Consider the following 13,766-nt stretch of genomic DNA (forward strand, 5'->3'; position numbering starts at 1 on the left):
CGACTGCGCGGACGAGGTCGGTCAGACGGTCTCGTCGTCGAAGTGTGAGACCGCAGCGACGACGAGACCCAGCGTGAGGAGAAAGACGCCGACGGTTACGCCCGCGTACAGGCCGACCGACGAGGGCGTGATCGGCACCGCCATCTCGAGGACGACCAGTTCCTCGATGCCAACGGCCGTCGGAAGGACGAAGCCGAGGAGGGCGCCACCGACGGTGGCGACGGCGGTCGCTGCGAGGAGCGTTCCTACGAATCGCCGTCGGTTGCCCGGTTCTCGGTCGACGCTCACGTTCCAGTGTTGGACGGAGGCAACCGAGACTGTTGTGGTTTCCGGCGGAATACGGGGTGCTACTCCTCGCGTTCGATCACGAACTCGGTGAACTCTCGGAGCTTTCGAGTGGTCTCTTCGTCGAAATCGAGCTCCTCGACCGCCGCGCGGGCCTGTGCTGAGAGTTCGAGAGCCTGTTCGCGCGCGTACTCGAGACTCCCCGCATCCTCGATGATCGAAAGGGCCTCCGCGACTTCCTCGTCGGTGTTAGAGTCCGCACTCAGAATGTGCTGGAGACGCTCGGCCTGATCGGGGGCGCTCTCCTGGAGAGCGTGGATGACCAGCAACGTTTGCTTTCCTTCGCGGATGTCGTTGCCGAACTCCTTGCCGAAGTCGCCGGCTCTGCCCAGCGAGTGTTCGACGTCGAGAATATCGTCGCCGATCTGGAAGGCGACGGCCGTCAGTTCAGCGTAGGTGGCGACGGCCTGCTCGACTTCGGCAGGTTGGTCGGTGAGGATCGCTGCGAGGCGGGCAACGATCCGCGCGAGACACCCTGTCTTGCACGCACACATCTCGAGGTACTGCTCGGGGGTAGCGCGGATGGCGTGTTCGTTGTGCCAGCAGATGTCCATTCCCTGTCCGAGGTGGGTTCGATTGAGTTCGTGCATGAGCATCTCGAAGGCCTCGAGGCGACGATCCGCTGGAATCTCGTCCGCCCGGTCGCTCAGGACTTTCAGCGGCAGGAAGTACAATGCGTTTCCCGCGTTGAGGGCGATGTCCTGCCCGTAGAGGTGGTGGAGGGCTCGTTCACCCCGACGGATCGTCGCGCCGTCTTCGACGTCGTCGACGATGATCGTCCCGTTGTGGAGGATCTCGGGGATACAAGCGTAGTGGACGTACTCGGCGGGATCTTCGCCGAATCCCTCGACGAAGACGAGAAAGAGCACGGCCCGCCAGCGTTTCCCCCCTCGATCGAGCAAGTCCCACAGTGGCGTCGAGAGCGATCGCTGAACGGCGTATGGGTCGTACTCGTACGTCGGTTCGCCGAAGTACGACTCGAGGTACTCGGCGTCGATCTCGCGTGGGACCAGATCGGCGATTGCGTCGTCGATAGCCGGGCGCCAGTCGGCAAGCGTCTCCCGCATACTCGAATCGTGAGAGAGTGGCGTAAAAAAGATTCCCAGTTTCACTTGTCAGTAGTGAAACTATCTCTTCCGCGAACGGTACAATTACCCACCCCTCCGTTCTGTGTAACCGTATGACAGCGTGGATTAGCGAAGTCTTCACGAGTGACGTCGGCTGGAACCACCTCGAGACGCTCGTCGACCTCGAGACCAGAATGGCGGGTAGCGACGGCGAGCAAGTCGCAGCCGAACGAACGCGAGACGCGCTCGAGGAGGTAGGGGCACGAAACGCCCGCCTCGAGTCGTTCGAAATTCAGGGCTGGACGCGCGGCGACAGTTCGATCGGGGCCGGCGAGACGACGCAGGAGTGTATCGCCCTTCCCCGAAGTCCGTCCGCACAGGTCACGGCACCGCTGGTCGATCTCGGCTACGGACTGCCCGAGGACTTCGCTGAGGCCGATCTCGAGGGCACGATCGTCATGGTGCGAAGCGACATTCCGAGCCACTACGAGCGCTACATTCACCGTCGAGAGAAGTACTACAACGCCGTCGAGAGCGGTGCCGTCGGCTTCGTCTACCGGAATCACGTCGAAGGGTGTCTCCCACCGACGGGGAGCGTGGGGACCGAAGACGATCCGATCGGCGAGATTCCGGCCGTCGGCGTCTCGAGCGAGACCGGCGCGCGATTGGCTCGTCGGTTCGACGGCGACGAAATCGAACTGACGATCGACGCCGATATCCACGCGGCCGAGAGCCAGAACGTCCACGCCGAACTCGGCCCGGAGACGGACGAACGCGTCCTCGTGACGAGCCACGTGGACGCTCACGACATCGCGGAGGGGGCACTCGACAATGGGGCTGGAACGGCCATGGTACTCGAGATCGCGAACGCGCTCGCCGCGCGCGAAGACGACCTCGAGACGCGCGTCGAGTTCGTCGCCTACGGCGCGGAGGAGGTCGGCCTCGTCGGCTCTGCGTACCACGCCGAGACGACCGACCACGACACGATCGCGGCCATCGTCAACAACGACGGCGTCGTCCGCGATCGAACGCTCTCGCTTACCACCCACGGATTCGACGATCTCGAGGCTGCGGCGGACGAGATCGCCGCTCGGTACGGTCATCCGATCGAGACCGTTCCGAAACTCGGCCCTCACAGCGACCACTGGCCGTTCGTCCAGTGGGGCGTCCCCGGCTACCACGTCAAATCGACGTCCGATGACGTCGGTCGCGGCTGGGGACACACCTTCGCCGACACGTTCGAAAAACTCGAGCAGCGCACGCTTCGCGAACAGGCGATCTTACTGACCGATCTGACGGTCCACCTCGCGCGCGAATCCGTCGACGTCGACCGTCGTTCACCTGAGGAGATCGCGGGCGACCTCGAGACGCAGAACCTCGCAGAGGGTATGCGCCGAACCGGCGATTGGCCGTACGACGAGTAACCACCCCGCACGCTTTTTTCTGCGCTGGCCGAACTCGTGGTATGGACCTCGAGTGGCCCAGGAACGAGCAGGCGGTCGTCGGAGTCGTCTCGTCGGGAGCCGACGCACTTCCGCTCGGCGACACGATCAACGCCAGCGACGACGTGACGACGATCCGCGACGACGTAGAGAGCGTTCTCGCCGCAGAGCCGACACTCGTCGTCGCCGACGGAGAGTCGTCTCTCTCAGCCCTCGCGCGCGCCGAACCGTCCGTCCCCGTCTTACCCGTCGGCGACGTTTCCGGGGTCGACGCCGTTTCGCCGACAGCGCTGCCTGGCGCACTCGAGGCGATCGCCAACGGGGATGCGACCCTCACAGAACTGGCAGTGGTCGACGTGAGGGTCGAACCGAAAGGTGACGACGTGAGTCCGAGCCGTGACGCCGACTCGTCGATCGAGCGCGGTGATGGAGACGACCGCGCGGATTCGATCGGGAACACTACCGCCCCGGCCGCGACTGTCGGCGAGGACTCGACTCGAGCCCTCTTCGACGTGACGCTCGTCACCGACGAACCGGCACGGATCTCCGAGTACGGTCTCTCGAGTCGCGGCGAGACGGTCGATACGATTCGGGCGGACGGTCTCGTCGTCGCCACCGCAGCCGGCACGTCCGGGTACGCCAGTGCGCTCGAGACGCCACAGTTGTCCACGGCCGTCGATGCTGTTGCGGTTGCACCGATTGCCCCGTTCGCGACCCAAGCCCGACGCTGGATACTGCCGACGGACGACCTCGGACTGACGGTCGAGCGAGATGACGGTGACGTGAGTCTCGTCGTCGACGACCGCGTCGTTCAGACTGTTGGCGTCGACGACCGCATACGACTCAGCGTCGACTCGACGCTGTCGACGGTGGTCGTTCCAGCCGACGTCCCGACCGTCTAACGCATCGTTACGTGTCTGTAATCGTTATCTCGCCACTTGTTGTCACTAAAATATTATAACCTTCGTACCTGAACGTAACTGAGACAGAGCAGTTCTGGCGTCGGGAGTGTCGTATCAATTCGTTTAACGGTTCTGGGCCGACACTCTCGTAGAGGACCTCGAGGTCGGAATAGCCAGTGTCCTCCAGTGTCGAAATCCCACGGAGGATGGCCTGAGACGTCGACTCACTCGACTTTTCCTCGACGACGACTTCCGATCCGCCATCCGGTCGTCGGTCACGGTGGGGGGAGTCAGTCATGTGCTACGGTGTAAATTCACAGACCTTTCAAACATTAACCAAAACAAATAGGAATATCGCTGTTTAGATTATATCATTCAAAGTTTATTATAGGCGTGTAGAACGGTTATCCGCATCCCGGTCTGGCAAAAATCCGGCGACGAACGTCGACAGCGAAGTGGCTAAACCGTCCCACTCCCAAGGCGAAGGTATGCAAGCGCTGGTTATTGCGGCGCACGGCTCACATCTGAACCCCGACGCCTCGGACCCGACGTACGCCCACGCAGACACCGTTCGGGAGACGGGTGCGTTCGACGAGGTTCGCGAGGCGTTCTGGAAGGAAGAACCGCACTTTCGAGAGGTGATCCGCACCCTCGAGTCCGAGGAAGTGTTCGTCGTCCCGCTGTTCATCAGCGAGGGCTACTTCACCGAACAAGTCATTCCTCGAGAGTTGCGACTCGAGGACTGGAACCCCGACAAGTGGGACTCCGACGGAACGGCCGCCTCCACCGTCACGCTCGAGGCAACCGACGTCGACAAGACGGTCCACTACTGCGGCCCGGTCGGCACGCACGACGCGATGACGGACGTAATCGTCCAGCGGGCTGAAACCGTCACCGAGGACTCCGACGTCGGTGCGGGGTTCGGCCTCGCAGTCGTCGGCCACGGCACCGAGCGCAACGAGAACTCGGCGAAGGCCATCGAGTACCACACCGAGCGAATTCGCGAGCAGGGCCGATTCGACGAAGTCGAGGCGTTGTTCATGGACGAAGAACCCGAAGTCGACGACGTTACCGACTTCTTCGAGGCCGAGGACGTCGTCGTCGTCCCCCTCTTCATCGCGGACGGCTACCACACCCAAGAGGACATCCCCGAAGACATGGGGCTGACCGACGATTACCGCCTCGGCTGGGACGTCCCGGCAGAAGTCGATGGCCACCGAATTTGGTACGCCGGCGCAGTCGGCACCGAAGGACTGATGGCCGACGTCCTTCTCGAGCGCGCCGTCGATGCCGGTGCAGACGTCGGCGACGCACTCGAGGCCGTTCGAAACGAGGTGTCGCTTCGGGACGGTGGCACATCCGACAGCACGAGCGGACCGACGACCGAGGCGGGGGACTGACGCGTGGATCGAACGTCACCCGAATTCGAAGCGGTCCTCGAGACCGTCACCGACGAGGAGCGTATCGCGTTCGACGGACTCACTATCGAACGCGACGGCGACACGTACACCGTCGAGACCCCCGCCGGCGCGCAGACGGGTCTCGAGCGATCGGATCTTCCCCAGGCACTCGAACCCGTCTCCGCGTACGTCACGAACTGGTACTACTGGCAACGGACGGTCGGCGGCGAGGACACCGCCCGGCGGGCGTTCCTCCGGTGGTGTGAACGAGCACCGATAGAGACTGAGGGTACCGGAGCTGACGAACCAGCCACCAGTGACGCGAGTACCTACACAAACGCCGACGATGGAACCGTCGCGGTCCCGGCGCGCGACGAGGCGCTTCGAGACGGGATCGACAGGGAGTGGGGCGAACTCGTCGTCACGACACGGCTCGTCGACGACGTCGACCGACCCGAGAGCGAACGCGTCTACGATTGTTGGCACGTAGCGGACGCCGGTACCGACCTCGCGGAACTCGAGGTCTATGACGACCCGCGTGCGGCACGGGAGCTCGCAACGCACGACGAGGACGGCCGCTATCGGCCGCTGAAAACGGCTCCAACGCTCGTCTCCGGGTGGGCGTTCACCGGCCTTTCGGGAGCCGAACTCGTCGACACGATCGGCTTCTTCTATCCCGCGACGGTCGCTAACTGGCATCGCGAGCAACGCGACGCGCTCGACGTCGACCACTGGGCCGAGACGGCAGACCGCCAGAGCGGTATCTACGACGTCGTCGACGAACTGCCACGCGAGGCCGTCGAGTGGATGACCGAAGCCTGCTGTGTCGACTCGCAGTGTCTTCGCCGACGCGAGTGGCACTTCGAGGAAGACGACGAACTCGCCGTCGACGGCGGCGACGGGCAGTTCCCGTGTCGAGAGCCGTGCTCGCTCGTGATCGCCGCCGCTCGATCGTGGGCCATCCTCGAGTCCGAAGACGAGCACACGTACGAACTCGAGTTGACGACGAGCGAGCTCAACCAGCTTACAGAGATCGTCGACGCCGTTGCCGACGGACGAACGGACGAAATACGCGAAGCGGACGTCAACGACGGCGCGAATCGATTCCGCGCACGATACCTTCGTGCCAAGCGATTCGACGACGATGGTGGATTCACAGCGCGGCGACGAGCAGACGAAACCGACGCCGACTAACGCGTCGGCCGACCGTCGACACGCTCGCCGCTATCGAACCAACAAAACGAGTGCGACACAAAAGCCAACGGCGACGATCCCGACGCCGATCATCGAAAGCGTTCCACCGACCGTCGCTGCCGTTACCGTCGCGATTCCGATGGCGACGAGCCCGAGGGCGACGACGGCGAGAGTCGCCGGATCGAGCCCACTCACCGTGAGGACACGCTCGAGTGTGGATGGCTCCGGTGTCGGGTTGGCCGGTTCGGCGAGTGACTCGTCGACGTCGACCGGCCCCGGTGCGGGTTTGACGACGACGGGGACTGTGACCGTCTCGGAACCGTAACCCGTGACGACCTCGAGTTGCCCCTCGATTGGGGCCTCGAGATTCTCCGCAGCGACGTGAACGGGGACGACCGTTTCGCCCTCGGTCTCGACGTAATAGTTCGACGTCTCCAGCGTGGCGATTCGCTCGAGGTCCCCGTGTAGACGACAGTGGACGTGTGCGGGTCGTTCGTGTCCGTCGAGTAGCAGGTTGAACGAGCCACGCGTCTCGAGAGTACTGACGGCTGCCTCGAGGGAATCTGTGGACCCGCGATTGACGTGAACGGTGACCTCCTGGGACACGATGAATCAGGCCGGTTAGGCCGGGGACTCCTCGCGCATATCCGGTGGAAGCAGGTTTGGAATACCGTCTTCGAGGGGGTATCGTTCACCACACTCTTCGCAGACGAGCGTTCCGTCGATGATCTCCTCGCTGTCGTCTTCGCCGGTTTCGTACTCGGCGTCCTCGAGTTCCAGTTCGTGTTTGTCGAGCGGACAACAGAGAATTTCCAGCAACGACTCCTTCATACTACGTAGGCTGGCCGCATCCAGCAAAAGGTTTCGGGAACGCGCCGCGCGAAGAGTGTGGCGGCGGCCCGCGTGCGGTACTCGTGGTCGTGGCCGTCGCGTTACTCGTATGGGTTCTCGACGACGACGGTTTCCTCACGGCCCGGACCGACGCCAACCGCATAGATCGGTGCCTCGAGTTCGTCGCTGAGATACTCGAGGTAGGTGCGGGCGTTTTCGGGGATGGCGCCGTAGCCCTCGGCGGCGACTTCAGCCCAGTCGACCTCGTCCCAGCCGTCGAACGTACGGAGATTCGCCTCGCAGCGGCCCCACTCTTCGGTCGTTGGGGGCATCGCGAGCAGCTCCTCACCATCAAGGTCGTAGCTGTGGCCGACTTTCACTTCGTCCAGCCCGGCGAGCACGTCGATGTGGTTGACTGCGAGTCCGGTGAAGCCGTTGACGCGCGCGGAGTGGCGAAGCATTGGCATGTCGAGCCACCCGACGCGGCGCGGACGGCCGGTGACGGTGCCGTACTCGCCGCCTTCCTCGCGGATGTACGTCGCGAGTTCTTCGTTCTCGCCGTCGCCTTGCGTATCGTATCCGGGCGTGTCGCCTTCGACGCCGCCGAGTTCGGTCGGGAGCGGCCCGCTGCCGACGCGCGTGAGGTAGGCCTTGACGATACCGATGATCTCGCCGTCAGCAATGACGTTCGGGCTCAGTCCCGTGCCGACTGCTGCGCCGCCCGCGGTCGGGTTCGAGGACGTAACGTAGGGGTAGTTCCCGTGGTCGATATCGATAATCGTCCCCTGTGCGCCCTCGAACATGACGGTCTCGCCGCGTTCCATCGCGTCCGTAAGGAACGCGCTGGCGTTGACGGTCATGTTCTGGTCGGCGAGGCGCTCGCCGATTTCGCTGAACTCTTCGAAGAGTGCGTCGACGTCGAACGCCTCCGGATTCTCGAGATCCGAGACGTCCGCGCCGTAGACATCTTCGATGAGCGCCTTCTTCTGTGGGACGACGTACTCGAGGCGTTCGCGCAGAGTTTCGGGGTCGAGCAGGTCGCCGACGCGGACGCCGCGGCGGCCGGCTTTGTCCTCGTAGGTTGGGCCAATGCCGCGCCCGGTCGTGCCGACTTCCTGGTCATCTTCGCTCTTGACATCCTCTTCGATGCCATCGAGGACGCGGTGGAACGGCAGGATGACGTGAGCGCGCTCTGCGACCCGAACGTCCGGAGAGAGCCCTTTCTCCTCGAGCGTCAAGATTTCGTCGAACAGCGTCCGCGGGTTGATTACACAGCCGTTGCCGAGGACGCCGATCTTCCCCCGAACGGCACCCGACGGAACGAGCGATAGCTTGTACTTCTCACCGTCGTGAACGACGGTATGCCCGGCGTTGTCTCCGCCCTGATACCGGGCGACGACATCGGCAGCGTCGCCATACAGGTCGACGACGCCACCCTTGCCTTCGTCGCCGAGTTGCGACCCGACGATTGTGACGGTCATAACAGCGGCGGATTCTTGCCGGTCCGATAAACAGATTACGGTCTGGATGAGCCGTTCCACCTAATATATACACACACGTGGGTATAATTGACCAATCCGAATTCGGTCTTTCGTGAGAGAATATAAAAGCAACTCCGCGAGAGGAACAGAACGTTGCTACTCGAGCGCCGATTGCCTGGCAATCGACACGATCACTGTTGGTTCTAACTGCGTACCCACTCACACGAGGCTCACGCCAGGGTTGAATATACGCGCGTTCGACCGTCTCGAGAACGGAACGGTTAACTACTGCCAGAAACGAACATCGGGTTGAGAGTGGGGGAGTCAATCTCCGAGAGTAACTTTTAAAAGGAACAACGACAAGTTAACAAATGCCATGATAGACCGACTTGAGAAGGAAGTGGATATGTTGGAACGACATCTGCAGGTCCTGAAGATGGTTATCGAGAACGAACCGATCGGGATCGTCAAGATGTCGAACGAGACCGGGTACCCCCACCACAAGGTCCGCTACTCGCTGCGCGTCCTCGAGGAAGAAAACCTCATCGAGCCCTCCAGCCAGGGTGCGATCAAGACGGAGCGAACGGCCGAGTTCGTCGACGAACTCGACGGGAAACTCGACGACATCATCGACAAACTCGACGGCATGAAGATCGAAGACGTCGCCGAGATCGAAGGCTAATCTCTCTCCCGACCACCTGACTCGAACACCCGTTTCACTCGAGTCGCCCTGAGGGGGGAGCAACGGGAAAAACGTCTCCAAGCAGTCGAATCGCAGTTTTTACTCCTGTCGAAGACGATTATCGCTGGCCACGACTCGTGGCTCAGTACGGACACGTCACTCGAAAAAAGCGACCGAGACCGGACTACAACTCGGGGACGTTCATATGGAACCCTTCCGAGCGCGCCTCGACGAGACAGAGGTGATACCCCTGTTTTCGCGAGAGCGAGACGTAACTCAGCTTCGAACCGCGGCTGAGGAACCCACCTCCGGTCGCTCGTTCGGTGACCTCGAGTGCACCCGGTTCGAAGTAACTCGAGGTGACGACCATCGCCGCCGCGAGCGTCTGATAGTTCGCCTTGACCGCCGAAGCGGCTTCTTCCATCTCCTCGAGCATTCCCTGCGTTGCGGGCTGGCGCGAGTCGTTGAGGTTCGCGACGACGAGTGGATTACCCATCTTGTCGAACGCGACGACGTCGAACGTGACCTCGTCGGGAACGTGTTCAGTCTCGTCGTCGGTGAGCGAAATCGATGCACCCAACTCCGCGCGGTCGATTCGCGGAATTGCGTCGTAGAGATCGGCGAGCGCGTCAGCCTTTCCAGTGTCTCGAACCTCGTAGAGCACCGTCTCGGTCAACCACGTGACGAACTGGTGTTCCATCGTCCCGGTCAGAAAGTCGTCGAATGGCTCTCCATCGACTGCGACATCGGCGGCATCGAACCCTGTATGATGCTCGAGTCGCAGGTTCGAAGCGACCTCGCTTCGATCGGCGTTCGCGTCGTGAGCCGTATCGAGCGTCGGTTGACTCTTCGAGGCGTATCGAACGAAGAGGTTCGTGTCGGAAAGCGCCCGCTGGCGCGACAGTTCGGTTCGCGTTGGCGTCGAATCCGTCTCTGCGGGGCTCGGAGCCTGCGTCTCGCGCGCCTGTTGTAGGGACTGCTCGAGATCGTCGATTCGGGCCTGTAAGCGCTCGACCGTCGAGGAGAGTTCCTCGTTTTCGGATTTGAGTCTGTCCCGGTCAGCTTCTAACTCCTCGTACTTCCTGACGAGTGCGTCGCGTTGGTCCTCGAGGGACCCAACCTGTTCGGTGAGGTCTGCGACTCGATCGTCTTGCTCCTGACTCGAGGGAGCGGGCTTCCCTCGACCGGGCGCTGACTCGCTTGGAGTCGTGCGTTGTCGTTGCTCTTCCCCCAGGGCTGTCGATTGTGTGGCCGTCGCGTCCGTCGACGACCGGGACACGGTCGATCTCGAATCAGGGTCGGTGCGCGTCGCAGCCTCGGCAGTTGTCGTCGGTTCCTGGGTGTTATCGGGGTCGATCGACGGAATATTCCGCGTTTCCCGCCACTGTTCTTCTTCATCGAACCGCTCGCCATTTTCCGTCGACTCTGGTTCTTCAGTCGTGGCGTCGACGTCGTCTTCCGTCCAGGAAATATCGTTCTGCTCTAACTGTTCTGCGGCAGCTTCGACCTCGGCGAGGTCTGGTCCTGGATCGGACGGATCAGCGTCTCCATCAGCAGTCGACTCGTCTTCTGGTTCGTCGGCCGTCTCGGTCGACACAGCAGATTGGTTCTCCGTCGTCTTCGGCTCCGACTCTCGGGGCTGACGATCGGTAGGCGGCGATGGGTCGATTCCGTCCCCAGGTGTCTCAGTTGAGCGCTCGGCCGGTACCCCGGTCTCCGGTTCGGCCGGTGACTGCTCGTTCGATTCGGTTACCGACTGGTCTTCCGGATCCGAGTACGTGTGCGTTTCGACGCTCGAGGAGGTGATGCCACTGGGTGCCGACTCGAGATCGGTCCCCTCGGGTTCAGTCGGCGTCGAGGAGTCGGCGTGATCCGCCGCGTTGGACGTATCGACGGTCGTCTCCTCGCCCAGCGTTTCCTCGAGTGCGATATCTTCGATCGACCGGCCCTTCGGCGTTCGATCGTCTGGCTCCGCCGTCGATTCCGCGATGTCGATCGACTCGAGTGATGACGACGAAGGGGGGACCGATACGTCGTCTGTCGAGTCATCTCGTCCGCTTGGCGTCTCCGGGCCGGGAGGTTCCGAGTCGCTCGTGTCTTCGGGACTCGAGGAAGCAGTCGGCTCGGTCTCAGGGGCAGCAGTCGGCTCGGTCTCGGAGACTGGGTCGGAACTTGCCTGTGTCTTTGCACTGGCGTCATCGGATGTCCGTCCGGGGACGTCGGTGACGTCGATTTCGACGTCTCGAACCTCGTAAATCCCGACCTCGTCGTCGGCCCGTTCGAACGCTTCTTCACCGGTGAGCAACCGTTCGGCGTTGCCGATGTAGGCGGCTGCCATCCGGCGACCGCCGTAGTAGACGGCGTAGTAGTCGCCGCTCAGAACGTTTTCGCTGAGTTCGACGTAGCCGGTGAACGAATTGTGCTGTAACGTCTCGTCGACCTCTCGAAGCGGAGTTTTGTTGGTATAGTACCTCGCTCGCGTCTCTCCGCCCGTCTCTTCCATCGTACAGAGCAACGGCAACGCGGGGTGTGGTGCGTCGTAGATCGTCCCTGAGGCGGCTTCGAACGACTCGAGTTCCCCGTCGACGACGCCGACGATGCGACCGTTGAGCATGAACAGCCACGTTCCGGCGCTGACGACGGCACCCGAGAAATCACTCGAAGCGAGATCGGAAAGGCCGTCGTATCCGCCGCTGAACGGGCGAGAATCCCATTGTTCGGCGCGCTCTTTCGTGCGCGGTTCCATAGTTCAACAAACAAGAAGTACACTAAATACGTTTCGCCTATCTCGTTGCTATATTTTCGACTCGGCGTCGTCGGCTAATTCCTTCATTCGTTTGCCAATTCGACCGGCACTCGAGAACTCGTCTTCGCTCATTCCCTTCGCGAGGGCGTTACCGAGTACGAATACGGCGTGTTTGTGCTCACTTTTGGATTTGTGGACGTGTGAAGGGTCGACGTCGAGTTGATGGTACGGGTCGAACAGTTCCTCGTCGACGTCCTCCCGCTGGGAGAAATACTCCATAATCACGACGAGTTCTTCGTGGAGCTCGAGGAGTTCGTCTTTGTGCATGGTGTGGCGTACGAACGGTTTCGGCATAAACGTTGTGTGCAACACCGATACAAGCCACTACGGAAGCTGAATCCACCCGATAGCGGTGATTGTTCTACGCGATCAGACCGATGTGAGCGGCGTCTCGAGAACAGTCCGTCCGCGAGTTACGCTGTTGTGGTCGTCTCCGTCTCCGTCTTCGTCCGCTGGTTGGCGGGGAACCACGCGAGTTCGTGGTCTGCGGTGACGCGAACGGCGACGCGTTCGTCTAAGTCGATTCGATCCGAGTGGTTGTGCATGCACTCGATCGTCTCACCGGAGTCGAGTTCGACGCGGTAGAGCACCGTTGGCCCGAGATACCGTCGATAGACGACGTGACCGTTGGCCTCCGACCCGGACGCCGGAAACGCCGTGACGTCGTCGGGTCGAACGAGTAAGTCGATACTGGTGCTGTCGTACTGCTCTGCGAGTCCGTTAACGTCGTCGCGGAGGACTCGCCCGAGGGCCGTGTCGACGCTATCACCGTGAACGTCACCCGAGAGGAAACTCGCGTGTCCGAGAAAGCCCGCGACGAAGCGGGATTCGGGTTGCTGGAACACCTGCTGGGGCGTATCTATCTGCTCGACGTCGCCGTCGTTCATCACGGCGACGCGGTCGGAAATCGACAGCGCCTCTTCTTGATCGTGCGTGACCGAAACTGCAGTGACACCGGCTTCTTTGATGATTCGACGAACCTCCTCTCGCATTTCGACGCGCAAGTCGACGTCGAGATTCGAGAAGGGCTCGTCGAGTAACAACATCGCCGGTTCCGGGGCGAGCGAGCGAGCGAGCGCGATTCGCTGTTGTTGGCCGCCCGAGAGCTCGTCCGGGTAACTCTCACCCTGTGACTCGAGGCCGACGAGGTCGAGGAGTTCTTCGACTCGAGCGTCGCGTTCGTCTTCCGGCCACTCCTGTAAGCCGAAGGCGACGTTTTCACGGGCGCTCAGGTGGGGAAACAATGCGAACTCTTGAAACACGACCCCGACGCCGCGTTCTTCCGGTGGGACGAATCTCCCGTTGCCGGCAACGTCGTCGTCGCGAAGCTGGATTGTCCCGGTATCGGGTCGCTCGAGGCCGGCGATTAGCCGGAGTGTCGTCGTCTTTCCACAGCCAGATGGGCCGAGCAACGTGAGGATTTCACCGTCGCGAACTGACAACGAGAGGTCCGGAATGACCGCTTCACTGCCGTAGTGTTTCGCGACGCTATCGAGTTGGAGGACCGCATCGTGGGCGTGTGACTCCGGAGCTTGTTCCTCGGCTGCCGTCGTGAGTAGTTGTCCGTTCGCCATTGATCGCCTCCGCCGTCTCTCGGCGTCTATTCTATTTAGGCT

Annotated in this window: 14 protein-coding genes; 5 read left to right on the forward strand and 9 right to left on the reverse strand. The window is 62.0% G+C overall.

The window, feature by feature from the left end:
* Positions 1 to 21 precede the first annotated feature (21 nt).
* Entirely contained in the window at positions 22 to 288 is a 267-nt protein-coding gene (locus BB347_RS03080; RefSeq protein WP_076578498.1) for a hypothetical protein, read from the reverse strand.
* Positions 289 to 347: 59 nt separating this feature from the next.
* Positions 348 to 1,412 (reverse strand): polyprenyl synthetase family protein, encoded by a 1,065-nt coding sequence (locus BB347_RS03085; protein WP_076578496.1) that lies wholly within the window; start codon positions 1,410 to 1,412, stop codon positions 348 to 350.
* A 113-nt stretch (positions 1,413 to 1,525) separates the two neighbouring features.
* Between BB347_RS03085 and BB347_RS03090 the strand changes: the two genes are divergently transcribed.
* Together BB347_RS03090 and BB347_RS03095 are read left to right on the forward strand one after the other, a co-directional pair.
* A complete protein-coding gene (locus BB347_RS03090; protein ID WP_076578494.1) occupies positions 1,526 to 2,836 on the forward strand; it encodes a M28 family peptidase in 1,311 nt (436 codons plus the stop codon).
* Positions 2,837 to 2,877: 41 nt separating this feature from the next.
* Positions 2,878 to 3,756 (forward strand): NAD(+)/NADH kinase, encoded by an 879-nt coding sequence (locus BB347_RS03095; protein WP_076578492.1) that lies wholly within the window; start codon positions 2,878 to 2,880, stop codon positions 3,754 to 3,756.
* A 7-nt stretch (positions 3,757 to 3,763) separates the two neighbouring features.
* Here the strand turns inward: BB347_RS03095 and BB347_RS19190 are convergent, their stop codons facing one another.
* Positions 3,764 to 4,054 (reverse strand): HalOD1 output domain-containing protein, encoded by a 291-nt coding sequence (locus tag BB347_RS19190; RefSeq protein WP_076578490.1) that lies wholly within the window; start codon positions 4,052 to 4,054, stop codon positions 3,764 to 3,766.
* Between the two features lie 190 nt (positions 4,055 to 4,244).
* Between BB347_RS19190 and BB347_RS03105 the strand changes: the two genes are divergently transcribed.
* On the forward strand, positions 4,245 to 5,156 hold the full coding sequence (locus BB347_RS03105) for a CbiX/SirB N-terminal domain-containing protein (RefSeq protein WP_076578488.1): 912 nt from the start codon (positions 4,245 to 4,247) through the stop codon (positions 5,154 to 5,156).
* Positions 5,157 to 5,159: 3 nt separating this feature from the next.
* The gene (locus tag BB347_RS03110) at positions 5,160 to 6,350 is read left to right on the forward strand and encodes a DR2241 family protein (RefSeq protein ID WP_076578486.1); all 1,191 of its coding nucleotides are present in this window, start codon (positions 5,160 to 5,162) and stop codon (positions 6,348 to 6,350) included.
* Between the two features lie 30 nt (positions 6,351 to 6,380).
* Here the strand turns inward: BB347_RS03110 and BB347_RS03115 are convergent, their stop codons facing one another.
* The 3 genes from BB347_RS03115 to BB347_RS03125 all read right to left on the reverse strand — a co-directional run bounded on the left by BB347_RS03115 (position 6,381) and on the right by BB347_RS03125 (position 8,662).
* Positions 6,381 to 6,956, reverse strand: a complete 576-nt coding sequence (locus BB347_RS03115; protein ID WP_076578484.1) for a DUF7524 family protein — start codon at positions 6,954 to 6,956, stop codon at positions 6,381 to 6,383.
* Between the two features lie 15 nt (positions 6,957 to 6,971).
* Entirely contained in the window at positions 6,972 to 7,181 is a 210-nt protein-coding gene (locus BB347_RS03120; RefSeq protein WP_076578482.1) for a methytransferase partner Trm112, read from the reverse strand.
* A 101-nt stretch (positions 7,182 to 7,282) separates the two neighbouring features.
* Entirely contained in the window at positions 7,283 to 8,662 is a 1,380-nt protein-coding gene (locus tag BB347_RS03125; protein WP_076578480.1) for an adenylosuccinate synthase, read from the reverse strand.
* Positions 8,663 to 9,038: 376 nt separating this feature from the next.
* On the opposite strand from BB347_RS03125, the gene BB347_RS03130 reads away from it, so the two are divergent.
* Entirely contained in the window at positions 9,039 to 9,344 is a 306-nt protein-coding gene (locus BB347_RS03130; RefSeq protein ID WP_076578478.1) for a hypothetical protein, read from the forward strand.
* Positions 9,345 to 9,528: 184 nt separating this feature from the next.
* On the opposite strand, the gene BB347_RS03135 is transcribed toward BB347_RS03130, so the two are convergent.
* The 3 genes from BB347_RS03135 to BB347_RS03145 form a co-directional block, all read right to left on the reverse strand.
* Complete coding sequence (locus BB347_RS03135) at positions 9,529 to 12,090, reverse strand: DUF7527 domain-containing protein (protein WP_076578476.1); 2,562 nt, start codon at positions 12,088 to 12,090, stop codon at positions 9,529 to 9,531.
* Between the two features lie 48 nt (positions 12,091 to 12,138).
* Entirely contained in the window at positions 12,139 to 12,417 is a 279-nt protein-coding gene (locus BB347_RS03140; protein WP_076580139.1) for a UPF0058 family protein, read from the reverse strand.
* Positions 12,418 to 12,563: 146 nt separating this feature from the next.
* Positions 12,564 to 13,724: an ABC transporter ATP-binding protein gene (locus BB347_RS03145; RefSeq protein WP_076578474.1), complete on the reverse strand. Its 1,161-nt coding sequence runs from the start codon at positions 13,722 to 13,724 to the stop codon at positions 12,564 to 12,566.
* Positions 13,725 to 13,766 lie beyond the last annotated feature (42 nt).

The organism is Natronorubrum daqingense (assembly GCF_001971705.1).
Taxonomy (GTDB): domain Archaea; phylum Halobacteriota; class Halobacteria; order Halobacteriales; family Natrialbaceae; genus Natronorubrum; species Natronorubrum daqingense.

Excerpts from the sequence above, each read along its gene's own strand:
- BB347_RS03140 (WP_076580139.1), bottom strand. The coding sequence starts at position 12,417 with ATGCACAAAGACGAACTCCTCGAGCTCCACGAAGAACTCGTCGTGATT.
- BB347_RS03095 (WP_076578492.1), top strand. The coding sequence starts at position 2,878 with ATGGACCTCGAGTGGCCCAGGAACGAGCAGGCGGTCGTCGGAGTCGTC.
- BB347_RS03085 (WP_076578496.1), bottom strand. The coding sequence starts at position 1,412 with ATGCGGGAGACGCTTGCCGACTGGCGCCCGGCTATCGACGACGCAATC.
- BB347_RS03135 (WP_076578476.1), bottom strand. The coding sequence starts at position 12,090 with ATGGAACCGCGCACGAAAGAGCGCGCCGAACAATGGGATTCTCGCCCG.
- BB347_RS03130 (WP_076578478.1), top strand. The coding sequence starts at position 9,039 with ATGATAGACCGACTTGAGAAGGAAGTGGATATGTTGGAACGACATCTG.
- BB347_RS03120 (WP_076578482.1), bottom strand. The coding sequence starts at position 7,181 with ATGAAGGAGTCGTTGCTGGAAATTCTCTGTTGTCCGCTCGACAAACAC.
- BB347_RS03090 (WP_076578494.1), top strand. The coding sequence starts at position 1,526 with ATGACAGCGTGGATTAGCGAAGTCTTCACGAGTGACGTCGGCTGGAAC.
- BB347_RS19190 (WP_076578490.1), bottom strand. The coding sequence starts at position 4,054 with ATGACTGACTCCCCCCACCGTGACCGACGACCGGATGGCGGATCGGAA.
- BB347_RS03125 (WP_076578480.1), bottom strand. The coding sequence starts at position 8,662 with ATGACCGTCACAATCGTCGGGTCGCAACTCGGCGACGAAGGCAAGGGT.
- BB347_RS03145 (WP_076578474.1), bottom strand. The coding sequence starts at position 13,724 with ATGGCGAACGGACAACTACTCACGACGGCAGCCGAGGAACAAGCTCCG.
- BB347_RS03105 (WP_076578488.1), top strand. The coding sequence starts at position 4,245 with ATGCAAGCGCTGGTTATTGCGGCGCACGGCTCACATCTGAACCCCGAC.